The sequence below is a fragment of the Sphingomonas sp. genome, from assembly GCF_017745215.1.
In the GTDB taxonomy this organism is placed as follows: domain Bacteria; phylum Pseudomonadota; class Alphaproteobacteria; order Sphingomonadales; family Sphingomonadaceae; genus Sphingomonas.
In genome coordinates, this window is the sequence record NZ_JAGHZV010000001.1 from 380,196 (window position 1) to 398,194 (window position 17,999).

Below are 17,999 nucleotides of genomic sequence, written 5' to 3' on the forward strand. Positions count from 1 at the left end.
GTCGGCCGTTCCCCTTTCTGCCGACTTCGGCCCGCCATCGCTTCCCTTCAGACCCCATTCCCGATGCGCCTAGTTGACATGCCGGCAGTCGCTATGCAACACGCAAGATAACGTTTGCACAAACGTTGCATACAGAGGCGAGTCGACTCGCCGAAACTGGGAGAGGGAAGAATGCGGAACAGAGGGCGCCACATCGGCCTTCACTTGTCGGTATGCGCGGCGGCGCTGATCCTGCCGGGATTGGCACATGCGCAGTCGACATCTGACTCCCCAGCCGTGGCGGCGCCGGCCGCGGCCGACGAACAGGCTTCGGAGATCATCGTGACCGGTTCGCGCCTCTCGAGCGGCGCGCGAGCCCCGCAACCGACCGCGGTCATCGATGCCAAGGCGCTCGCGGCGAGCGGCAATTTGCAGGTCAGCGAGGCGATCAGCGCGCTGCCGCAACTTGGCACGGCATCGGGTTCGCGCAGTCAGAACAACAACTCGCTCAATTCCGGCTTCGGGTTCGGCGGCGAATATATCAACCTGCGCAACCTCGGCATCCAGCGCACGCTGGTCCTGGTGAATGGTCGCCGGCACGTCGCGGGAAACCCGGGTACGTCGTCGGTCGACCTTACCGCCATCCCGTCGATCATGGTCGACCGTGTCGATGTCGTGACGGGCGCCGCCTCCGCCGTCTATGGTGCGGACGCGGTCAGCGGCGTCGTGAACATCGTCCTCAAGAGTAAGTACGAGGGCGCCGAAATCCGGGCGCGCGCGGGCATCACCGATCGTGGCGACGGTGGCGAGCGTTCGGTTTCCGGTATCTTCGGCGCCAAATTCGCCGACGATCGCGGGCATGTCCTGCTCGCCGCCGAATATGCGCGGAGCGACGCCATCGACGTATCGAGCCGCTCCTATGGCTTTGCCGACAATGGCGGCACGGTCGCGTCGTTCGCGACACCGGCACTGGCCAACGGGTCGACGGCGACGCCGGGTGGCCGCTTTGCCGCGAGCGGGCTCTTCTTCGATGCCGGCAACGTCCTGCGGGCGCAGACGCCGGACGACCGCTATGCGCGCTATCCGCACAAATATCTCCAGAACCCCACCAGCCGGTATCTGGCGAACGGCGTCTTCGACTATGCGCTCGCAGAAGGATCGGTTTCGGCCACGCTATATGGCGAGGCGAGCTATGGCCGGACGAAGACGACCTTCCGCTACGAGCCGGCGCCAGCACTTTTCTCCGGCGGCAACTATGGAACGGTCAACGAGACGCCGCCCGATCTGCCGCTGATCCCAGCCAACAATCCGTTCCTGCTCAACCTGCCTGCTTCGGTGCTGGCCCGGATCGGCGCGATTCCGGCGGCTGGCCTCAATTTCCAGCGCCGCCTCGAGGAGTTCGGCGAACGCTATTCGATCGTCGATCGCGAGACGATCCGGGCGGTCGCCGGGGTGCGCGGCGACCTGGCGCCGAAGGTTCACTACGACATCTATTATCAATATGGCCGCGTGGAGGCGACGCAGGACGATCAGGGCGTCATCGCCAAGGACCGGCTGGTCGCGGCGCTGAACGTCAACAACAACGGCACGCCGGGCAACCTGTCCGACGACTATTGCGCGGACGCGCGGTACCGCAATCTCGGCTGCGTGCCGGTCAATGTCTTCGGCGTCGGCACGATCAGCCAGGCCTTCGTCGACTATGCGACCGTGCCGGCGGTGACCCGCTCGGTCTCGACCCAGAATGTCTTCTCGGGGTTCGTGCGCGCCGAGCCCTTCACGCTTCCCGCCGGCGATGTAGGCATCGTGGTCGGCGGTGAGTATCGCCGCGAGACCGTGGATGTGGCGCCGCCCGAAGTGCTGACCTCGGGCAACAACCTGACCAAGAAGATCCTCGGCATCGCCGCCGGCTATTCGGTCAAGGAGGCGTTCGGCGAGATCACCATCCCGCTGCTTGCCGACCTTCCGCTGATCAAGCGGCTCGAGGTCGGCGGCGCAGTCCGGTACAGCGATTATTCCACGGTCGGCAGCCAGACCTCGTGGAGCACGCGGCTCGACTGGGAGCCGGCGGACTTCCTGCGTGTGCGTGGAACGTACGGCACGGCGATCCGCGCGCCGAACCTCTATGAGCTCTACGCGCCCCGAACGGCGGCGATCAGCAATGTCATCGACCCTTGCGACCGGGTGAGCGATGCGGGAGCAGCGATCTCGCTCAGCGCCGCTCGCCAGGCCAGCTGCGGCGCCGCGCTCGGCGGTCTTGCATCGACGCTCGACCAGACGCAGGTCCAGCGCCAGACGGTCGGCAACGTCAGTCAGGGCAATCCGGGCCTGTCGCCCGAAACGGCGCGCAGCTACACGCTTGGCATGGTGGTCGCTCCCCGTGGGGCTCTGGGCGGCCTCACGCTGACCGCGGATTATTATCGCATCAAGATCGACCATGTCATCTCGCAGCTGACAATCCAGAATGTCGTCAATCGCTGCTACGACGACAACGGCCTGCCGCAGATCTTCTGCGGGCAGATCACCCGTTCGGCGACCACCGGCCAATTGCTGTCGGTCGCGAATTCCTTCCTGAACGCAGCGACCGAATTCGAGAACGGCCTGGATGTGGTCGGCGCCTATTCGCTGCCGCTCGAGCGGGTGGGGACGTCGCTTCCCGGCACGTTGCGCCTGCAGGTGGCATGGTCGCACCTCTTCAACCATTATTTCGTGCAATATGCCGGTGCGAACCGGGATCACTATGATGGGCAGGTGGGCGACTTCCGCAACAAGGTCTCGATCGGCCTCGGCTACAATTCCGGCGGCTTCAACATCGCCTATGAGGCGCGCTATCTGTCGCCGGCCCTTGCCGACACGTCCCAGAATCTGGGGCCGAAGAACGACATCCCGGCGGTTTGGTATCACGACCTGCAGATGTCGCTCGAGGTCGGCAGGCGGTTCACCTTCGCCATCGGCGCGAAGAACCTGTTCGACCGTCAGCCACCCCTGATCTCGGGACCCGCGCGCACGTCGCCGAACGGGGAAGCGACCGCAACCGGCATCTACGACACGCGCGGCCGGTTCCTGTATACCACCGCGACCATCAAGTTCTAACGAGAAGGCATCGACCTGATGGGCAGCATTGCAGACGCCGACGGCATCTTTCCCACGCGCCGCCGCGTCCGACAGCAGAATCTGGGCGCGATCGCCGAAGCGGCCCGGAGCGTTCCGATCCTTCGTGAATGCGACGTGCTGGTGGTGGGCGGCGGACCGGCCGGATCCGCCGCTGCAACCGCGGCGGCCCGTGCCGGTGCCGATACCGTCCTCCTGGAACGCTACAATCACCTTGGCGGGCTTGCGACCGGCGGCCTCGTCATCTGGATCGACCGGATGACGGACTGGTCCGGCAATCTCGTCATCCGCGGCTTCGCGGAGGAGCTGCTCTCGCGGTTGCCGGCCTCCACGGTGAAAGGACCCGCACGGGACATTCTCGGCAGCACGGACGCAGCCCTGGTCGAACATTGGCGTCGGCGCTCCTCCGCCCACCACGGCGTGGTCACCTTGGCGCCGACGATCCATCCCGAGCATCTAAAGACCGAGAGCCAGCGCCTGGTGCTCGAGAGCGGTGCCGAGCTCGTTTTGCACGGCTGGGCGGCCGAACCCGTGCTCGACGAGGCGGGAGCCGTCTCCGGGGTCTTGTTCGAAAGCAAGGAAGGCCGCCGCGCGATCCGCGCCAAGGTGGTGATCGACTGCACCGGCGATGGCGACCTGTTCTACCGCGCGGGCGCGCGCACCGATGCGGATATCGAGAAAAGCTCGATCCATCATTGCATGAACACCTCATGGCTGTTCGGCGGCGTGGACATGAAGGCCTGGCTGGCGTTTCGCTATGGCGAGCCACAGGCCTTCGCCGCTTTCATGGAGGCGGGCCGCCACGCCTCACCGCTTGGTTTCGAAAAGCCGGTCATATCCTGGGATGACGGCATCGCGCTGTTCATGGGCCCGCGGCTGTCGGGTCTGAGCGGCGTCGATGTTCTCGATCTCAGCGAGGCGGAGATCGCAAGCCGCGAGGCGATGCTCGCGCACCTGGCTTTCTATCGCGGCAACGCGCCCGGATTCGCGAACGCCGAGCTTCTGCAGGCCGGGTCCCAGCTCGGCGTCCGCCATTCGCGCCGGCTCGTCGGAGTGGCGCGTGTGACGCGGGCCGACTGGCGTTCCGGCGGATCGTCCGAGACGGAGATCGGCCTGTCGCCATCGCTGGCGCCGCAATGGCCGAGCCTCTCGGTCCCCTATGGCTGCCTCGTCCCTGAGACGCTCGATGGCTTGCTCGCAGCGGGACGGCATGTCTCCTGCGATCCGACATCCCATTCGATCCTGCGCGAGATCCCGCAATGCTGGCTCACCGGCCAGGCTGCGGGCGTGGCGGCCGCCCTTGCCGTCTCGAAGAACATCCCGCCGCGAGCCGTGGAGATGGCGGACCTGCGCCAGGTCCTGCGTCGTCAGGGAGTCCTGCTGTCCGCCGAGGATGCTCCGCCTCGCACGGCTGCCTGTGCGGGGACGCGCCGTGGCTGAAACCGCGACAATGGAATTCCGCAACGGCTGGCGATCGCTTGCCGGCAGCATGCTAGGCCTCGCGATCGGCGTTCACGCGCTTCCCTTCGGGACATCGGGTCTCTTCCTCGGGCCGTTGACCCGGACCTTTGGCTGGACGCGCGCGGAAGCATCGTTCGGCCCGACCTTGCTGTTCCTGTGTCTGGGAGCCATTGCGCCGATATTCGGCACGGTGATCGACCGCTTCGGCGCGCGCCGCGTGATCCTTCCCGGCCTGCTCGCCCTGACGCTTTTCTTCGTCGCCTTGAGCCAGACCACCGGCTCGCTCGCCTTCTACTATGGGACGTTCATCGCCGTCGGGGTGATCGGGGTCGGTAGCGCGACCCCCACCTACACACGCATCGTCAACGCTCGCTTCCGTGCAGCGCGGGGCCGTGCGCTGGGCATCGCGCTGATCGGTACCGGCCTGTCCTCGGCCGCGATGCCGCCTTTGCTCAGCCTGGCGATCGATGCCTGGGGCTGGCGCGCCGGCTATTTCCTGCTCGCGGGCGTCGTCGCCCTTGCGACACCGGTCGTCCTCGCGCTGCTCAAGGCGGAGGATGGCGCGAAGGCGGCCAAGGCCGATGACGCGCAGGTGCCGTTTCCGACGATCCTCCGGGACCCGCTGCTGTGGGGCCTTGGGCTCATCTTCTTCCTGGTCGCGCTCGCCGTCGGCGGGTTCAGCGGACATTTCGTCGCGATGATGACGGACCGCGGTTTCAGCGCCGTGGATGCGGCACGCATGATGGGGGCCGGCGGGCTGTTCCTCATCGCCGGCCGCCTTGTAACCGGCTTCCTTATCGACCGCTTCTTCGCGCCGCGCGTCGCAGCGGTGATCATGGTGGTCAGTGCGGCGGGGTTCCTGCTGATCGCGCAGAGCGGTCCTGGCGTCGCCGTGGTCGGTCTGGTGGTCGCCGGTCTTGCGTTCGGCGCGGAGATCGACCTCGTCAGCTATCTGGTCGCGCGTTACTTCGGACTCGCCGCCTATGGCCGCACCTACGGCATCCTCTATGCCTTCGTGGTCGTCGGGACGGCCATATCGCCGACCGCCTATGGCTGGTGTTTCGACCGGTTCGGCTCCTACGTCGAGGTCCTGCACGGGGCGGGGATCCTGCTGGGCGCCGCGGCCGCTGGCTTTCTGCTGCTCCGGCGGTTTCCCGTCCTGGATGGGAGTGCGTCATCCAAATCTTCCATCGTCGGCGGGGAGGTCCACGCATGATCCCGGCACGTTCACCCGCGCAGCTGATGCCCAGGCTTTATGAGGCGCTGTGGGAAACCGGCGCGGTCATTGACATGAAGGCATTGGCCGATGCGAGGCTCGGTGACACGCCCGAGCGGATCGACGCGGCGTTCGCCCGCGAGGCGACCCGCGATCCGGAGGCGATCCGGGCCTTCGTCGGCCGTTGGTTCACGTTCCCGGCGCCGCCGGACCAGCTGGCGCCCTGCGATCCAATGACCCTGGCCGATCGGATCGAGTATCTCTGGGACTTGCTGGTGCGCCCGCCCGGGTTTCAGGACGGCGTTTCTCAGGTGGCGTTGCAGCACGCTTATATCGTCCCCGGGGGCGCATTCCGCGAATGCTATTATTGGGACTCCTATTTCACCCTCCTGGGGCTCGGTGACGAGCGGGCGGCGCTGCGCGAAGAATGCGTGGCGGCGCTGGCCGAGCAGATCGACACCTTCGGTTTCGTGCCGAACGGCACGCGGACCTACTATCTGTCGCGTTCGCAGCCGCCGACCTTCTACGCCTCGGTGGGGGCGCTCTTGCCGGATGCGCCCGAGCGAGCATGGGCGCGGTATCTGCCGCAGTTGATTGCCGAACACGGCTATTGGATGCGCGGCTCCGAGAGTCTGCAGCCTGGCGAGGCTGCGGACTGCGTCGTCCGGCTTCCGGACGGTGCGCTGCTCAATCGCTATTGGAGTCACTCGGCAACGCCGCGCGACGAGGCGCGCGCCGGCCGCGATGTCGCGATCGCCAAGGCGGCGGCGCCCCGCGCGCCTGAGGAATTGTATCGCGAGATTCGCGCCGGCTGCGCCACGGGCTGGGATTTCAGCTCGCGCTGGTTCGGCGATCGGGCGACGATGGCCACGCTCCGAGCGACGTCCATCGTCCCGATCGATCTCAATGCGCTCTTGTTCGGCCTGGAGCGCGCGATCGCACAGGGCTCCGCGGCGGCGGGCGACGAGGCCCGCGCCACCGACTTTGTGCGTCGCGCGGAGGATCGCCGACAGGCGATCGATCGGTGGCTATGGAACGAGACTCTCGGCCTGTACGACGATTATGATTACGAGGCGGGCGAACTGCGCGGTGCGGTGAGCGCCGCGGCGCTCGTTCCGCTGTTCGCGGGCACCGCAACGCGCGATCGCGCCAAAGCAACCGTCGAGACGATGAAGCGCGGCCTGCTTGTGAAAGGCGGGCTGCTCGCGACCGATCGTCACACCGGAGAGCAATGGGATTCTCCCAACGGATGGGCGCCGAGCCACTGGTTCGCGGTGGCGGGCCTGCGGCGCTACGGGTTCACCGCCGAGGCGAAGGATCTCGCGCGGCGCTGGCTCGAGACGGTTGCGCTCGTTTATGCGGAGACCGGGCGTCTCATGGAAAAATACGATGTCGTGCGGCAGGCGCCTGGCAGTGGTGGCGGTTATCCGCTTGAAGATGGGTTCGGGTGGACGAATGGTGTGACCGCGGCGCTTTTTCGCGACTATCCGGTGCTGATGAAATTCGGTGAAACGGTCCCGGTGCCCCTTCCGGCTTGATCGCGGCCCCGATGTCCGCTTCGCGCTTCATCTGCGTGGAGCATGGTTCGCCTCTGGCTGCTTCCACAGCCAAGCAGTCGCGAGAACCGCGCCCGTCCGTCGTGCCGGTCGCCTGCGTCAACCGACGGCCACGGCATGAAGGGTCCAGGCGCTGCGCTCGCCGAGCGCGTTGATGTGCGAGAGATAATTCTGGAAATGGAGCGTTTCGCGGTGCGCGATCACCGCGGCGTGACTGGTATAGAGCTCGTCGAGCACGAAGCGGCCGGGGGCCGCCAGATCGGCCCAGAGGTCGTAGCGCAGATTGCCCGGCTCCGCCCGGCTCGGCGCGACCATGCCGTCGAGCAGCGTCCGGAGTTCGCCGGCCTTGCCCGGATGTGCCGTGAGCACAGCCACCGTCTTCACCTGGTTCGTCATCTGCCTGCTCCTGGATGAGTAAGAATCCGCACAGGATAAGGTGTCGGTCAGATATCGTGTCGTAAAATTGCGTCAAATTTGGTTGTTGAACGGTAAGATCCTCGATCCTCCAGCCGATTAACCTCGGCTTACCTCCATTTACGTGCCGATCGACCGCGTCGGAGCTATCGATAGTTCGTCGCTTTATTCGACGGATCGAAGCAAAGGAGGAAGTCATGAGCAAAGGTAAGGTCGTTATCCTTGGTTCAAATGCCGAGCGCATCGAGATCAAGGGCGGTTACTGGGGCGCCACCGGCCAGTATCTCAATGAAACCGTAGTGCCCGCGATGGCGCTCATCGAGGCAGGCTACGACGTGGTGCTCGCCACGCCCAATGGCGAGCCGCCGTACATCGACCCGGCATCGGACAAGGTCGAACATTTCGGCGGCGACGAAGCGCTTTATGCCCGCGCCAAGGACTTCTACGCCAACGATCCCGCGATGAAGGGGCGCACGCTGCGCTCGGTGCTAGACGAGGGCCTCGACAATTATGCCGGGCTGCACATCCCGGGCGGGCAGGCGCCGATCGTCGACCTGATGCAGGACCAGCAGATCGGCGAGATCCTGCGCCACTTCCACGCGAAGGCGAAGCCCACCGCGATGCTGTGCCACGGCCCGATCTCGTCGGTGGCCGCGATGCCCTATGCCCGCGAGTTCCGCGCGGCACTGATCGCAGGCGACACCGAAAAGGCTCGGGAATGGGCCAAAGGCTGGCAATATGCCGGCTACAGGATGACGGTCTTCTCGGCGACCGAGGAGAAGTGGATCCAGGACAATATCCTCCACGGCGAACTCTATTTCGACATGCCGTTCGCGCTGAACCTGGCCGGCGCCGAGGTCAGCACCACGCCCGAGGACTTCGCGCCCTACGTCGTCGAGGATCGCGAGCTGATCACGGGGCAGAACCCGCGCTCGGATCACCCGATCGCCAAGGCACTGATCGCCGCGCTCGACCGCTATCGCGCGCAGTCCGGTGCCGCCGCTTCGATGCTCGCCACCGCCTGAGGCGCGAGAAGCCCATTCTCCGCCCGGCAGATGCTGCGGGCGGGGGGAATCCCAGGAGACACACCATGAACCGCATTCTGTTTGGAGGAATCCTCGCCATGCTCACCGCATCCGCCGCCCCGGCGCAGACCGTCCCGGACAAGCCCGTCTCGATCGTGCTGGTGCACGGCGCCTTCGTCGACGCATCGGGCTGGAAGTCGGTCTACGACATCCTCACGCGCGACGGCTATGAAGTGCTCGTCGTCCAGAACCCCACGATCACGCTCGAGGGCGATGTCGAGGCGACGAAGCAGGTCATCGCCAAGGCGAGCAAGCCGGTGGTGCTGGTCGGCCACTCCTATGGCGGCGCAGTGATCACCGAGGCCGGCGCCGACCCCAAGGTCCGCAGCCTCGTCTATCTCGCCGCCTTCGCGCCCGACGTCGGCGAGTCGGTGTTCGAGCTCGCCACGCGGCCGGTGCCCGGCGAGCCTTCGCCGCCGCTGCTCCCGCCGAGCGACGGCTTCATCATCGTCGATCCCGCCAAGTTCCCCGCGGCATTCGCGCCCGACGGCGATCCCGCGACGGTGCGGTTCATGGCGGCGTCGCAGGTGCCTTGGGGCCTTGGCGCGATCCAGCCGAAGCTCACCCAGGCAGCCTGGAAGGACAAGCCGCTGCGGTTCATGCTGACGACGCAGGATCACATGATCCCGCCGACCACGCAGCGCTTCATGGCCGCGCGGGCCAAGGCGAAGACCGTCGAGATCGCGAGCAGCCACGCCGTGATGCTCTCGCACCCCGAGGAAGTCGCCGCGTTCATCGAGGGCGCGGCCGCCGACATGAAATGATCCGGACGTCGCGCGGCCGTCCCCGCACGGCCGCGCGATCCTTTCCCGAACCCATGGAGATTGCCGTGAACAAGCTACTCTTCTCGGTCGCGCCTGCGCTGCTGGCGCTCGCGGCCGCCCCCCAGGCCGAGGCCCGGCCCGCCGAGGCCGCCCTGGCTGCCGCCGCCGCTGCGCCCGCCGTCGTCCACTATCGCACCGAGACGATCGACGGCGTGAAGCTCTTCTACCGCGAGGCGGGCCCGGCGGACGGTCCGGTCGTGCTGCTGCTCCACGGCTTCCCGACCTCGTCGCACATGTTCCGCAACCTGATCCCGCTGCTCGCCGACAAGTATCGCGTCATCGCCCCCGACTATCCGGGCTACGGCCAGAGCGACGCGCCCGATCACACGCGCTTCGCCTACACCTTCGGCCATTTCGCCGACATGATCGACACGCTGATGGGCCGCCTCGGTGCGAGCCGCTACGCGATGTACGTGATGGATTACGGCGCGCCGGTCGGCTACCGGCTCGCGCTCAAGCATCCCGAGCGGGTCACCGGGCTGATCGTCCAGAACGGCAATGCCTATGAGGAAGGGCTTCGCGCCTTCTGGGACCCGATCAAGGCCTATTGGAACGAAGGCACCCCCGCGCGCCGCGAGGCGCTGGGCCGGCTGGTGACGCTCGACATCACCAAGTTCCAGTACACCGACGGCATGGGCGACGTCTCGCGGATCAGCCCTGACAATTGGGTCCACGACCAGGCGCTGCTCGACCGGCCGGGCAACCGCGAGATCCAGCTGGACATGCTCTACGACTATCGGACCAACGTGCCGCTCTATCCGCAATTCCAGGCCTTCTTCCGCGAGCGCCGGCCGCCGACGCTGATCGTCTGGGGCAAGAACGACACGATCTTCCCGGCCGAGGGGGCAGGTCCCTATCTCCGCGACTTGCCCGATGCCGAGCTCCACCTGCTCGACAGCGGCCACTTCGCGCTCGAGGACCGGCTGTCGGAGATGGCGCCGCTGATCCACGACTTCCTCGATCGCAAGGTGGCGCCGCAGGCCCGCTGACGATGAGATGCGGTCGGCGCGCCCCCGCCGATCGCAGTCGGGGCGCCGACGCCTCGCGTCCCCCCTCCCGTGCCGGCGTCCCGACCCTCCAACGCCAGACTCTAGAAACGCCCGACCAGCGAAGCCTCGATCCGGCGCCGGCGCGGATCGCCGTAATAGCTGTAGCCGAGCGGCGTGCTCGTCGCGATCGGCGGCGACCGGTCGAACGCATTGACCACGCCCAGCCGGAACTCCATCCGCCGCACGATCGGAGACGGGTTGTCGATCCGATAGGCGAACGAGAGATCGAGATAGAATTGCCCGGGGATATGGACCCCCGGCTGGTCGAGCTCGGTCGCGTCGATCACGGTCGGCGCGACATTGTTCTCGAGGTCGATCGAGCGGTATCCGGCGTAATATTGCCCGTTCGCGGCGAAGGAGAGGGGGCCGCGATCCCAGGTGAAGCCCGCGTTGCCGCGCCACCGGAGCGGGCCGTTCGCGAAACCGACATATTGGATCGCCGGGCGATCGGGCGCCATCCACCGGCGCAGGTTCGGGTGCCAGGTCGCCGTGCCGTAGAGCCTGAGGCTGCCCAGGCCGTGCAGGTCGAGGGCCGCGTCCGCGCGGATATCGATCACGTCGCTCCATGTCCTGCCGATATCGAGATAGCGCGCGTCGATCTGCGTGATCACGCCGCCGGTGAACCCCGCCGCCCGATCCGCTTCAGTCAGCGGCGCGCGGGTTACGCGGCCGGGATAAAGGCCCTCGTTGGCAAGGAAATAGAGGATGTTCCCGCCGAAGTTCGTGCCGATCTCATGCGTCTTGACGATGCGGGTATAGTCGATCGAGAGGCGCGGGATGGCGCCCCGGTCGGGATTGAGCACCACCCCGACCGACATCGAGCGCGCCCGTTCGGACGGCTGGTTCAGCGAGCCCGCCTCCAACAGCGTGAAGACGCCTTCGCTCCCGACCTCGCGGCCGCCGCGCTTCGGATCGCCGACGATGTAGGCGCTGCGATAGACGCTCGTCGAGGGCCGCAGCTGCTCGGGCGTCGGTGGCAGCGTGCCCGTCGCGATGCTCGCGCGCAGCATCAGATTGTCGCGCGGGTAGAATTTCACGCCCGCGGTGTAGGCGACGGCCGTCTGGTGCGCGGTCAGCCGTTCGTCGTCGGTGCTTGGCAGGCGCGTCCTGTTGTCGTCGAACCGCGCGGCGAGTTCCAGTTCCAGCCCCCGCAACGGCTGGATGCTGCTGTCGCGCGACAGCAGCGGCGCACGAAGCTCGCCGTAGAGCGACGACACCGAGAGCGCGAAGCCCGGAGCCTTTGTCGTGAAGTCGAGGTCCTCGTAGATCGTCCGGAGGGACACCTCGCGCACTTTCTCGAAGCGATGCTCGCCGAGCAGCGACAGCGTGACCGGGCCGCCGGCGGTCGTGTAGATCGGCCCCGCCAGCCGCAGGCTCGCGTTGCGGAACCGCGTGTCCGAATCGAACGACACGCCATAGATCGTCTTGTGATTGGCCGTCGCGGCAACGAACTGATTCCAGTCTCCGAAGGGATTGGGCGGCGGTTCGCCGGGCGCCGCGGGCTGGCCCGATCCGACGGCCGCCGACGCATCGCTGTCGAGGATATAGGTGGTCACGCCCTGGTGCGAACGCACGCCGCCGATCGCGAAGCTCGCATCGGCCTTCCAGCCCAGCGGCAAGTTGACGATCACGCCCGACGAAAGCCGGTACGTCCGCAGGTTCGTGCGGCCCGTCCCGTCGAAGCCCGGCATCGGGACCGTGAGCACGACATGCTGCTGGAAGGGATTGGCCGGGGCCGCGCCGAGCATGACCAGCGAGCTGTTCATCGTGACCACGGCACTGCCGTGGTTTTCATATCCCACGAAGTCGACGAAGGCCTGGACGTCGTCGCCGAACCGGTGGCGCAGGTTCACGAGCAGCGAATTGACGACGGTCGTGTTGGTGAGGCCGCGCCGCGTGCCCGAGCCATCGGGGGCAAGCTCCGTCGGGATCTGGCCGGCATTGGCGAGCAGCGTGGCTGCGAGCCCGCTTTGCCGGCCGGCCTGGTCGAGCGGCAGGAAGGTGTAGAACGCGTTCAGCGCCGTACCGCCGAGGCCCGGCACGAACGACAGATTGTCGCCGAAGAGGCTGCGCACCATGACCGCGTTGCCGGAAGGATAGGTAGCGATGAACCCGTTCGGATCGCGTTCGACGAGGAGGCGCCGGGCGTCGACGGCATAGTCGCGATTGCCGAGCGGGAGCGCGTCCGACGTCGTCCGCGAGAAGGTCAGCATCACGTCGGTGCGCCCATGATCGGGCGTGAAGCCGATCCTCCCGTCGATGCGCCGGCGCGGCGCGTCGCCCCGTGTGCTCAGGCCATAGGTAAAGCCCAGGTCGGCGCCGCGATAGTCGCGCTTGAGGATCACGTTGATCACGCCGCCCGTCGCGCCCGGGCCGTAGATGCCGCCCGCGGTGGCGGTCAGCACTTCGACTCGCTCGACGGCTGCGAGGGGGATGCCGTTCAGGTCGGGCTGCTGCAACACGAGCGAGGACAGGCTGGGCGTGCGCGGCATCCGCGCGCCGTCGACCAGAACCAGCGTCTCGGTGGCGCCGAGCCCATGGAGATCGATCAGCGAGCGATTGTCGCCGAACTGCCCCGTGGGATCCTGTGACGGGCCGGCGAGCACGGTGTTGCTCGACACGCGCGTGCGCAGGAACTGGCCGACATCGTCCGAGCTCGCCTCCTCGACTGCGCGCGCATTGAACCGTTCATAGGGCCTGGTGTCGTTCTCGGTGCGGCGAATGTCCTGGTTCTGCGTGCGCCGGCCGATCACCAGGATTTCGGGAATGGCGGGCTCCGGTTCCTCCGCCTTGGCCAGCGCATAGATGACGATCGTGCCTGCGCCGGTCCGGCGATAGGCCAGGCCGGTGCCGGCGAGCAGCCGGTCGAGCGCCTCGGTGAGCGTCATCCTGCCCGCGACACGCACGCTGCGGCGGTTGCCGACCACGTCGGGCGAGAAGAGAATGCCGACGCCGCTGCGCACCGACAATTCGCGCAGCGCATCGTCGAGCCGGCCCGCCTTCAGCGAGACGACCAGCGTGCCGCTTTGCGCCGCCGCCGGCGTGGTCAGCGCCAAGGCTGGCGCCCCAATCAGCATCAGAATCGTGCGCGAGTCCAAAGCGTGGCGCCCCCCACGGGTTGGTCCGAGTTCGAGAATGGTCGAGTGCGACAGGGTGCAGCCCCGGATGCCCGCATCGACGCCGCCGGCCCCGGATTATCGATTCTTCACCGGACTTTACTCTGCCGGGCGCAGCGAGGCAGTTACACTATCCCAAGGGATAGCCGCCGATGGTTTGGCCGCGCCCCCTCCTTTGGGTGCTGGAGTTTGTCCGCGATGTTGACCAGACTGTCCTCATGGGCAGCGGGACGCCGAAACCGGAGCAGACGGGTGCGTTCGCGCATCAGCTCCGGCAATTCCGCCCGTCGCTGGTCGGCTGGTTCCGCCGCAGGGTGGGCGACATGACCGACGCCGAGGATCTGGCGCAGGAATGTTTCCTGCGGTTCGCGAACCGCCAGGCCGGCGACGAGGTGGCGAACGTCGAGGCCTATCTCTACCAGACTGCCCGCGCAGTGCTGTTCGACCGGCAGCGACGGCGCAATGTCCGCCATGCGGGCGCGCACCTGCCCCTGCTTCCCGAACATGGCGAAGCGGACGATGTCGACGCGCTGCGCGCGCTGATCGCGCGCGAACGGCTTCAGCAGGTTTCGGCGACGCTGCTCGAAATGCCCGAGCGGACGCGCGCGATCTTCGTGCTGAGCCGGCTGGAGGGGATGCGATACGCCGAGATCGCCACGCGCTTCGATATCTCGGTGAGCGCCGTCCAGAAGCACATGCTGCGCGCGATCGAGACGCTGCTGCGGGCGAGGGCGGAAGAGCGATGAGCCTCCTGCCGACGCTTCGCGAATTGCAGCTCATCGGGCCGACTCGCGGGGCCGCCTTCTGGCTCGAACGGCTGCAGGGCGACGAGACCGAAGCGGGCAGTGCCGTCTTCGAGCAGTGGCTCGCGGCGAGCGAAGCAAACCGCGCTGCCTGGGACGATGCGCTTGAACTGTGGGACAGCCTCGAGTTCGCGGAGGGCGCCCAGGCGTTCGACGCGATGCGCGAGGATGCGCTCGAGTTCGAGCCGCAGCGGTTCGCGCCGGTCGCGCTTCGCTATGCGGTCGCGGCGTCGCTCGTGCTGGTGGTGGTGGTCACGCTGTTCGTCAGCCTCGGCCGGCTCGGCGGCAACGCGCCCGAGCAACAGGTCGTGGCGGCGGCCGAGCCCGACCCCGCGGCCTTCGGCATTCCCGACTATCGCACCGCCGTGGGCGAGCGAAAGACAGTCGAGCTTCAGGACGGCAGCAAGCTGACCCTCGACACCGACAGCGCCGTCGACGTCGCCTATCGGGGCGACCAGCGCATGGCGCGGCTGGTGAGGGGGCAGGCGTTCTTCGAGGTCAGCCACGACGCGCGACGCCCGTTCCGCGTGGCGGCGGGCGAGCGGATCGTCACGGTGCTCGGCACGCGGTTCAATATCCGGCTCGGCCAGGACGAAACTCGCGTCGTGCTGGTCGAAGGATCGGTCGGGATCAGCGCGGGCAGCGATCCGGCGCACCCGGGCCGCGAGACCGAGCGGCTGGCGCCCGGCCAGCAGCTCGTCGTCCGGACGGGCAAGCCCGATGTGATCGGCCAGGTCCAGACCGCGCTTCCGCTCGAGTGGCGGCGCGGCTTCATCCGGTTCGATGGCGAAACGCTCGCCGAGGCAGTGGCGCAGCTAAACCGGTACAATGCGAAGAAGCTCGTCGTGCGCGATCCCGGCGCCGCGTCGCTGCGGATCAGCGGCGCCTTTCCCACGGACGATCCCGATGGCTTCGTCCAGACGCTGACGATGCTCTATCCGGTTCGCGCCGGGCCGGCGAAAGACGGCGAAATCGAGATTGTTTCCAGAAAATAATATTTAATCCCAAACGCTTGTCTGGCGCGCGCAGATTTTTCGTGCGGCGGGGTGTAGGTTCCCGCGGCGAGTGCGTCTCCCATCACGACAGTCAATCGGGGACACGCCATGGGAAGCCTTGCGGACGTAGCCATTCTTCAGAACCAGATGCGGGCGCACATCGCGGGCATCCATTCGGGACGTTCGTCGATCCGGCTCGGAAGTGTTGAGGTGATCCCCTCGGCGCGCACGGTCCTGGTCGACGGCGAGCAAGTCGAGCTGGGCGGCCGGGCGTTCGACCTGCTGAAGATGCTGCTCGACGCCCGCGGCGAGATCGTCTCCAAGGAAGAGCTGATCCGCCGGGTGTGGCCCACGGTCACGGTGGTCGAGAGCAATCTCAAGGTGCAGCTCAGCCTGGTGCGGCGTGCGCTCGGCCCCGAGCGCTGGCGGATCAAGACGATCGCTGGACGCGGCTATCTGCTGGTCTCGGACGATGCCGCGACGGCGAACGACGCCGTCGGAATCCCGGCGCGCGCGGCGGTTCCCGGCATGCCGCTGGTCATCGTCATCGGGGCCGATGGGGCCGAGGGTCTGCTGGGCAAGACGCTTCTGGAGATACTGGAATATTCGAATCACCACCGCGGCTTCGTCCTGCCCTGCGCGGCGGCGTGAAGCGGCCGGCGACCGTGCCGAAGCGGAAATTGTCGTGGAGCACGGTTCGCCGCTGGCTGCTTCCGCAGCCAAGCAGTCGCCGGAGCCGCGCTCGATTTTGGTCGTCCGCCCGAAAGCGGCGCGGCTCTGCCGCGGCCGGCGAGTCCTTGTCGATGGTCATCAACATATTGGGTCCTGAAGGCGCTCGGCCTAGAGCTTCGACCCGCCATCGACCCGCAGCGTGTCGCCGGACACCCAGCGGGCGGCATCCGAGGCGAGGAAGGCGATCGCGCCAGCAATATCGTCGGCTTGCGCCAGGCGCTGCAGTGCCTGGATGCCAAGCGTATAGTCGCGCCCCGCATCAGTCTTGGTGAAGCTCGACATGTCGGTGGCGACCACCCCCGGCGCCACGGCGTTGACGCGGATGCCCCGTGGCCCGAGGCTGGCGGCGAGATGCTTCACCAGCGTGTCGATCGCCCCCTTGGTCGCGGCATAGGCCGGCAGCGTGCCGACCGCTGCGTGAGCGGCGAGCGAGGAGGTGAAGATCACGCTCGACCCCTCCCGGAGGATCGGCAACAGCTGCTGGACCAGGAAGAAGGGCGCCCGGACGTTGACGGCGAACAGCGCGTCGAAATCCTCGATGCTGGTGTCCTCGATCGACACCGCCTTCGCCATGCCGGCATTGGCGACGAGGATGTCGAGCCGGTCGCCGGCGATCGCGCGCACCTGGCGGGCCAGCTCGGCGGGAGCGTCCGGGGCGGAGAGGTCGGCGCCGATCGCCCGGGCCCGGCCCCCGGCCGCGCGGATATCCTCGACCACCGCCTCCGCATCGGCCGCGCTCCGGCCGTAATGGACGAGCACCTGGGCGCCCGCCGCCGCCAGCGCCAGGGCGGTCGCGCGGCCGATGCCGCGCGAGGCGCCGGTGACGAGAGCGGTCTTTCCGTTGCAGTTCATGATCCCCTCCGCTCAGGCGTTGGTGCCGCCGTCGACGCTCAGGCTCGCGCCCGTGACGTAGCCGGCTTCGGGACTTGCGACGAAGGCCACCATCGCGGCGATGTCGTCGACATGGCCGTAGCGCTTGAGCGCCGTCGTCGCGATCTGGGGCGTCGCCCAGTCCCCGGCAGCCGGGTTGAGATCGGTATCGATCGGGCCCGGCTGGACCGTGTTGACGGTGATGCCGCGCGGGCCCACCTCGCGCGCTAGACCCTGGCTGAACAGCTTCACCGCGCCCTTGGTCGCGGAATAGGCGACGAGGCCCGGCGTCATCACCCGCTCGCCAACGCTGGAGCCGATCGTGATGACGCGCCCGCCGTCACGCAGGTGCTTCAGCGCGGCCTGTGTTGCGACGAGCACGCCGCGAAGGTTGATGTCGATCACGCGATCCATCTCCTCCAGCGAAGTCTCCTCGAACGGCTTCGGAATGGCGGTGCCGGCATTGTTCACCAGGATGTCGAGCCCGCCGAAGGCGGCGACGGTCTGCTCGACCGCGGCCTGCACGGCTCCGGCATTCGCCGCATCGGCCCGGATGGCGATCGCCTTGCCGCCGGCTCCCTCGATCGCCTTCACGACTTCGGCGGCGGCGTCCGCGCCCCGGGTGTAGGTGATGGCGACGCTGGCGCCATCGGCGGCGAGCCGCCTGGCGATGGCTGCCCCGATACCGCGCGAGCCGCCGGTGACGAGCGCAGTCTTGTTGGCGAGATTGGCCATTGGAAATTCCTTTTGATGGAGTGGGCTGATGATGGAGGCGCCCGCAGCCCGGCCGC

Annotated in this window: 14 protein-coding genes; 10 read left to right on the plus strand and 4 right to left on the minus strand. The window is 67.4% G+C overall.

Annotated elements, in window-relative coordinates; all coding sequences use genetic code 11:
* The first annotated feature begins 171 nt into the window (after positions 1-171).
* The 4 genes from J7495_RS01875 to J7495_RS01890 are packed head-to-tail and all read left to right on the plus strand — an operon-like array spanning position 172 to position 7,302.
* Positions 172-3,069: a TonB-dependent receptor gene (locus J7495_RS01875; RefSeq protein ID WP_294054365.1), complete on the plus strand. Its 2,898-nt coding sequence runs from the start codon at positions 172-174 to the stop codon at positions 3,067-3,069.
* Positions 3,070-3,087: 18 nt separating this feature from the next.
* A complete protein-coding gene (locus tag J7495_RS01880) occupies positions 3,088-4,527 on the plus strand; it encodes an FAD-dependent oxidoreductase (protein WP_294054366.1) in 1,440 nt (479 codons plus the stop codon).
* On the plus strand, positions 4,520-5,764 hold the full coding sequence (locus tag J7495_RS01885; protein WP_294054367.1) for an MFS transporter: 1,245 nt from the start codon (positions 4,520-4,522) through the stop codon (positions 5,762-5,764). The genes J7495_RS01880 and J7495_RS01885 overlap by 8 nt, the downstream gene beginning before the upstream one ends.
* Positions 5,761-7,302: a trehalase family glycosidase gene (locus J7495_RS01890; protein WP_294054368.1), complete on the plus strand. Its 1,542-nt coding sequence runs from the start codon at positions 5,761-5,763 to the stop codon at positions 7,300-7,302. The genes J7495_RS01885 and J7495_RS01890 overlap by 4 nt, the downstream gene beginning before the upstream one ends.
* A 117-nt stretch (positions 7,303-7,419) precedes the next feature.
* Here J7495_RS01890 and J7495_RS01895 read toward each other — a convergent pair whose 3' ends face one another.
* A complete protein-coding gene (locus J7495_RS01895; RefSeq protein WP_294054369.1) occupies positions 7,420-7,716 on the minus strand; it encodes a putative quinol monooxygenase in 297 nt (98 codons plus the stop codon).
* Positions 7,717-7,931: 215 nt separating this feature from the next.
* On the opposite strand from J7495_RS01895, the gene J7495_RS01900 reads away from it, so the two are divergent.
* From J7495_RS01900 to J7495_RS01910, 3 genes are all read left to right on the plus strand, one after another.
* Positions 7,932-8,759: a DJ-1/PfpI family protein gene (locus tag J7495_RS01900; RefSeq protein ID WP_294054370.1), complete on the plus strand. Its 828-nt coding sequence runs from the start codon at positions 7,932-7,934 to the stop codon at positions 8,757-8,759.
* A 65-nt stretch (positions 8,760-8,824) separates the two neighbouring features.
* Positions 8,825-9,583 (plus strand): alpha/beta hydrolase, encoded by a 759-nt coding sequence (locus tag J7495_RS01905; RefSeq protein WP_294054371.1) that lies wholly within the window; start codon positions 8,825-8,827, stop codon positions 9,581-9,583.
* Positions 9,584-9,648: 65 nt separating this feature from the next.
* Complete coding sequence (locus J7495_RS01910; protein WP_294054372.1) at positions 9,649-10,632, plus strand: alpha/beta hydrolase; 984 nt, start codon at positions 9,649-9,651, stop codon at positions 10,630-10,632.
* 101 nt (positions 10,633-10,733) lie between these two features.
* Here J7495_RS01910 and J7495_RS01915 read toward each other — a convergent pair whose 3' ends face one another.
* The gene (locus tag J7495_RS01915; protein WP_294054373.1) at positions 10,734-13,748 is read right to left on the minus strand and encodes a TonB-dependent receptor; all 3,015 of its coding nucleotides are present in this window, start codon (positions 13,746-13,748) and stop codon (positions 10,734-10,736) included.
* 278 nt (positions 13,749-14,026) lie between these two features.
* Between J7495_RS01915 and J7495_RS01920 the strand changes: the two genes are divergently transcribed.
* The 3 genes from J7495_RS01920 to J7495_RS01930 all read left to right on the plus strand — a co-directional run bounded on the left by J7495_RS01920 (position 14,027) and on the right by J7495_RS01930 (position 16,257).
* Complete coding sequence (locus J7495_RS01920; protein ID WP_294054374.1) at positions 14,027-14,554, plus strand: sigma-70 family RNA polymerase sigma factor; 528 nt, start codon at positions 14,027-14,029, stop codon at positions 14,552-14,554.
* Complete coding sequence (locus J7495_RS01925) at positions 14,551-15,606, plus strand: FecR family protein (protein WP_294054375.1); 1,056 nt, start codon at positions 14,551-14,553, stop codon at positions 15,604-15,606. The genes J7495_RS01920 and J7495_RS01925 overlap by 4 nt, the downstream gene beginning before the upstream one ends.
* 147 nt (positions 15,607-15,753) lie before the next feature.
* Entirely contained in the window at positions 15,754-16,257 is a 504-nt protein-coding gene (locus tag J7495_RS01930; RefSeq protein WP_294054376.1) for a winged helix-turn-helix domain-containing protein, read from the plus strand.
* Positions 16,258-16,446: 189 nt separating this feature from the next.
* On the opposite strand, the gene J7495_RS01935 is transcribed toward J7495_RS01930, so the two are convergent.
* Positions 16,447-17,190, minus strand: a complete 744-nt coding sequence (locus J7495_RS01935) for an SDR family oxidoreductase (RefSeq protein WP_294054377.1) — start codon at positions 17,188-17,190, stop codon at positions 16,447-16,449.
* Between the two features lie 12 nt (positions 17,191-17,202).
* On the minus strand, positions 17,203-17,943 hold the full coding sequence (locus J7495_RS01940; protein ID WP_294054378.1) for a 3-oxoacyl-ACP reductase family protein: 741 nt from the start codon (positions 17,941-17,943) through the stop codon (positions 17,203-17,205).
* Positions 17,944-17,999: the final 56 nt, after the last annotated feature.

Excerpts from the sequence above, each read along its gene's own strand:
- J7495_RS01925 (WP_294054375.1), top strand. The coding sequence starts at position 14,551 with ATGAGCCTCCTGCCGACGCTTCGCGAATTGCAGCTCATCGGGCCGACT.
- J7495_RS01890 (WP_294054368.1), top strand. The coding sequence starts at position 5,761 with ATGATCCCGGCACGTTCACCCGCGCAGCTGATGCCCAGGCTTTATGAG.
- J7495_RS01940 (WP_294054378.1), bottom strand. The coding sequence starts at position 17,943 with ATGGCCAATCTCGCCAACAAGACTGCGCTCGTCACCGGCGGCTCGCGC.
- J7495_RS01880 (WP_294054366.1), top strand. The coding sequence starts at position 3,088 with ATGGGCAGCATTGCAGACGCCGACGGCATCTTTCCCACGCGCCGCCGC.
- J7495_RS01905 (WP_294054371.1), top strand. The coding sequence starts at position 8,825 with ATGAACCGCATTCTGTTTGGAGGAATCCTCGCCATGCTCACCGCATCC.
- J7495_RS01900 (WP_294054370.1), top strand. The coding sequence starts at position 7,932 with ATGAGCAAAGGTAAGGTCGTTATCCTTGGTTCAAATGCCGAGCGCATC.
- J7495_RS01930 (WP_294054376.1), top strand. The coding sequence starts at position 15,754 with ATGCGGGCGCACATCGCGGGCATCCATTCGGGACGTTCGTCGATCCGG.
- J7495_RS01895 (WP_294054369.1), bottom strand. The coding sequence starts at position 7,716 with ATGACGAACCAGGTGAAGACGGTGGCTGTGCTCACGGCACATCCGGGC.
- J7495_RS01920 (WP_294054374.1), top strand. The coding sequence starts at position 14,027 with ATGGGCAGCGGGACGCCGAAACCGGAGCAGACGGGTGCGTTCGCGCAT.
- J7495_RS01935 (WP_294054377.1), bottom strand. The coding sequence starts at position 17,190 with ATGAACTGCAACGGAAAGACCGCTCTCGTCACCGGCGCCTCGCGCGGC.
- J7495_RS01875 (WP_294054365.1), top strand. The coding sequence starts at position 172 with ATGCGGAACAGAGGGCGCCACATCGGCCTTCACTTGTCGGTATGCGCG.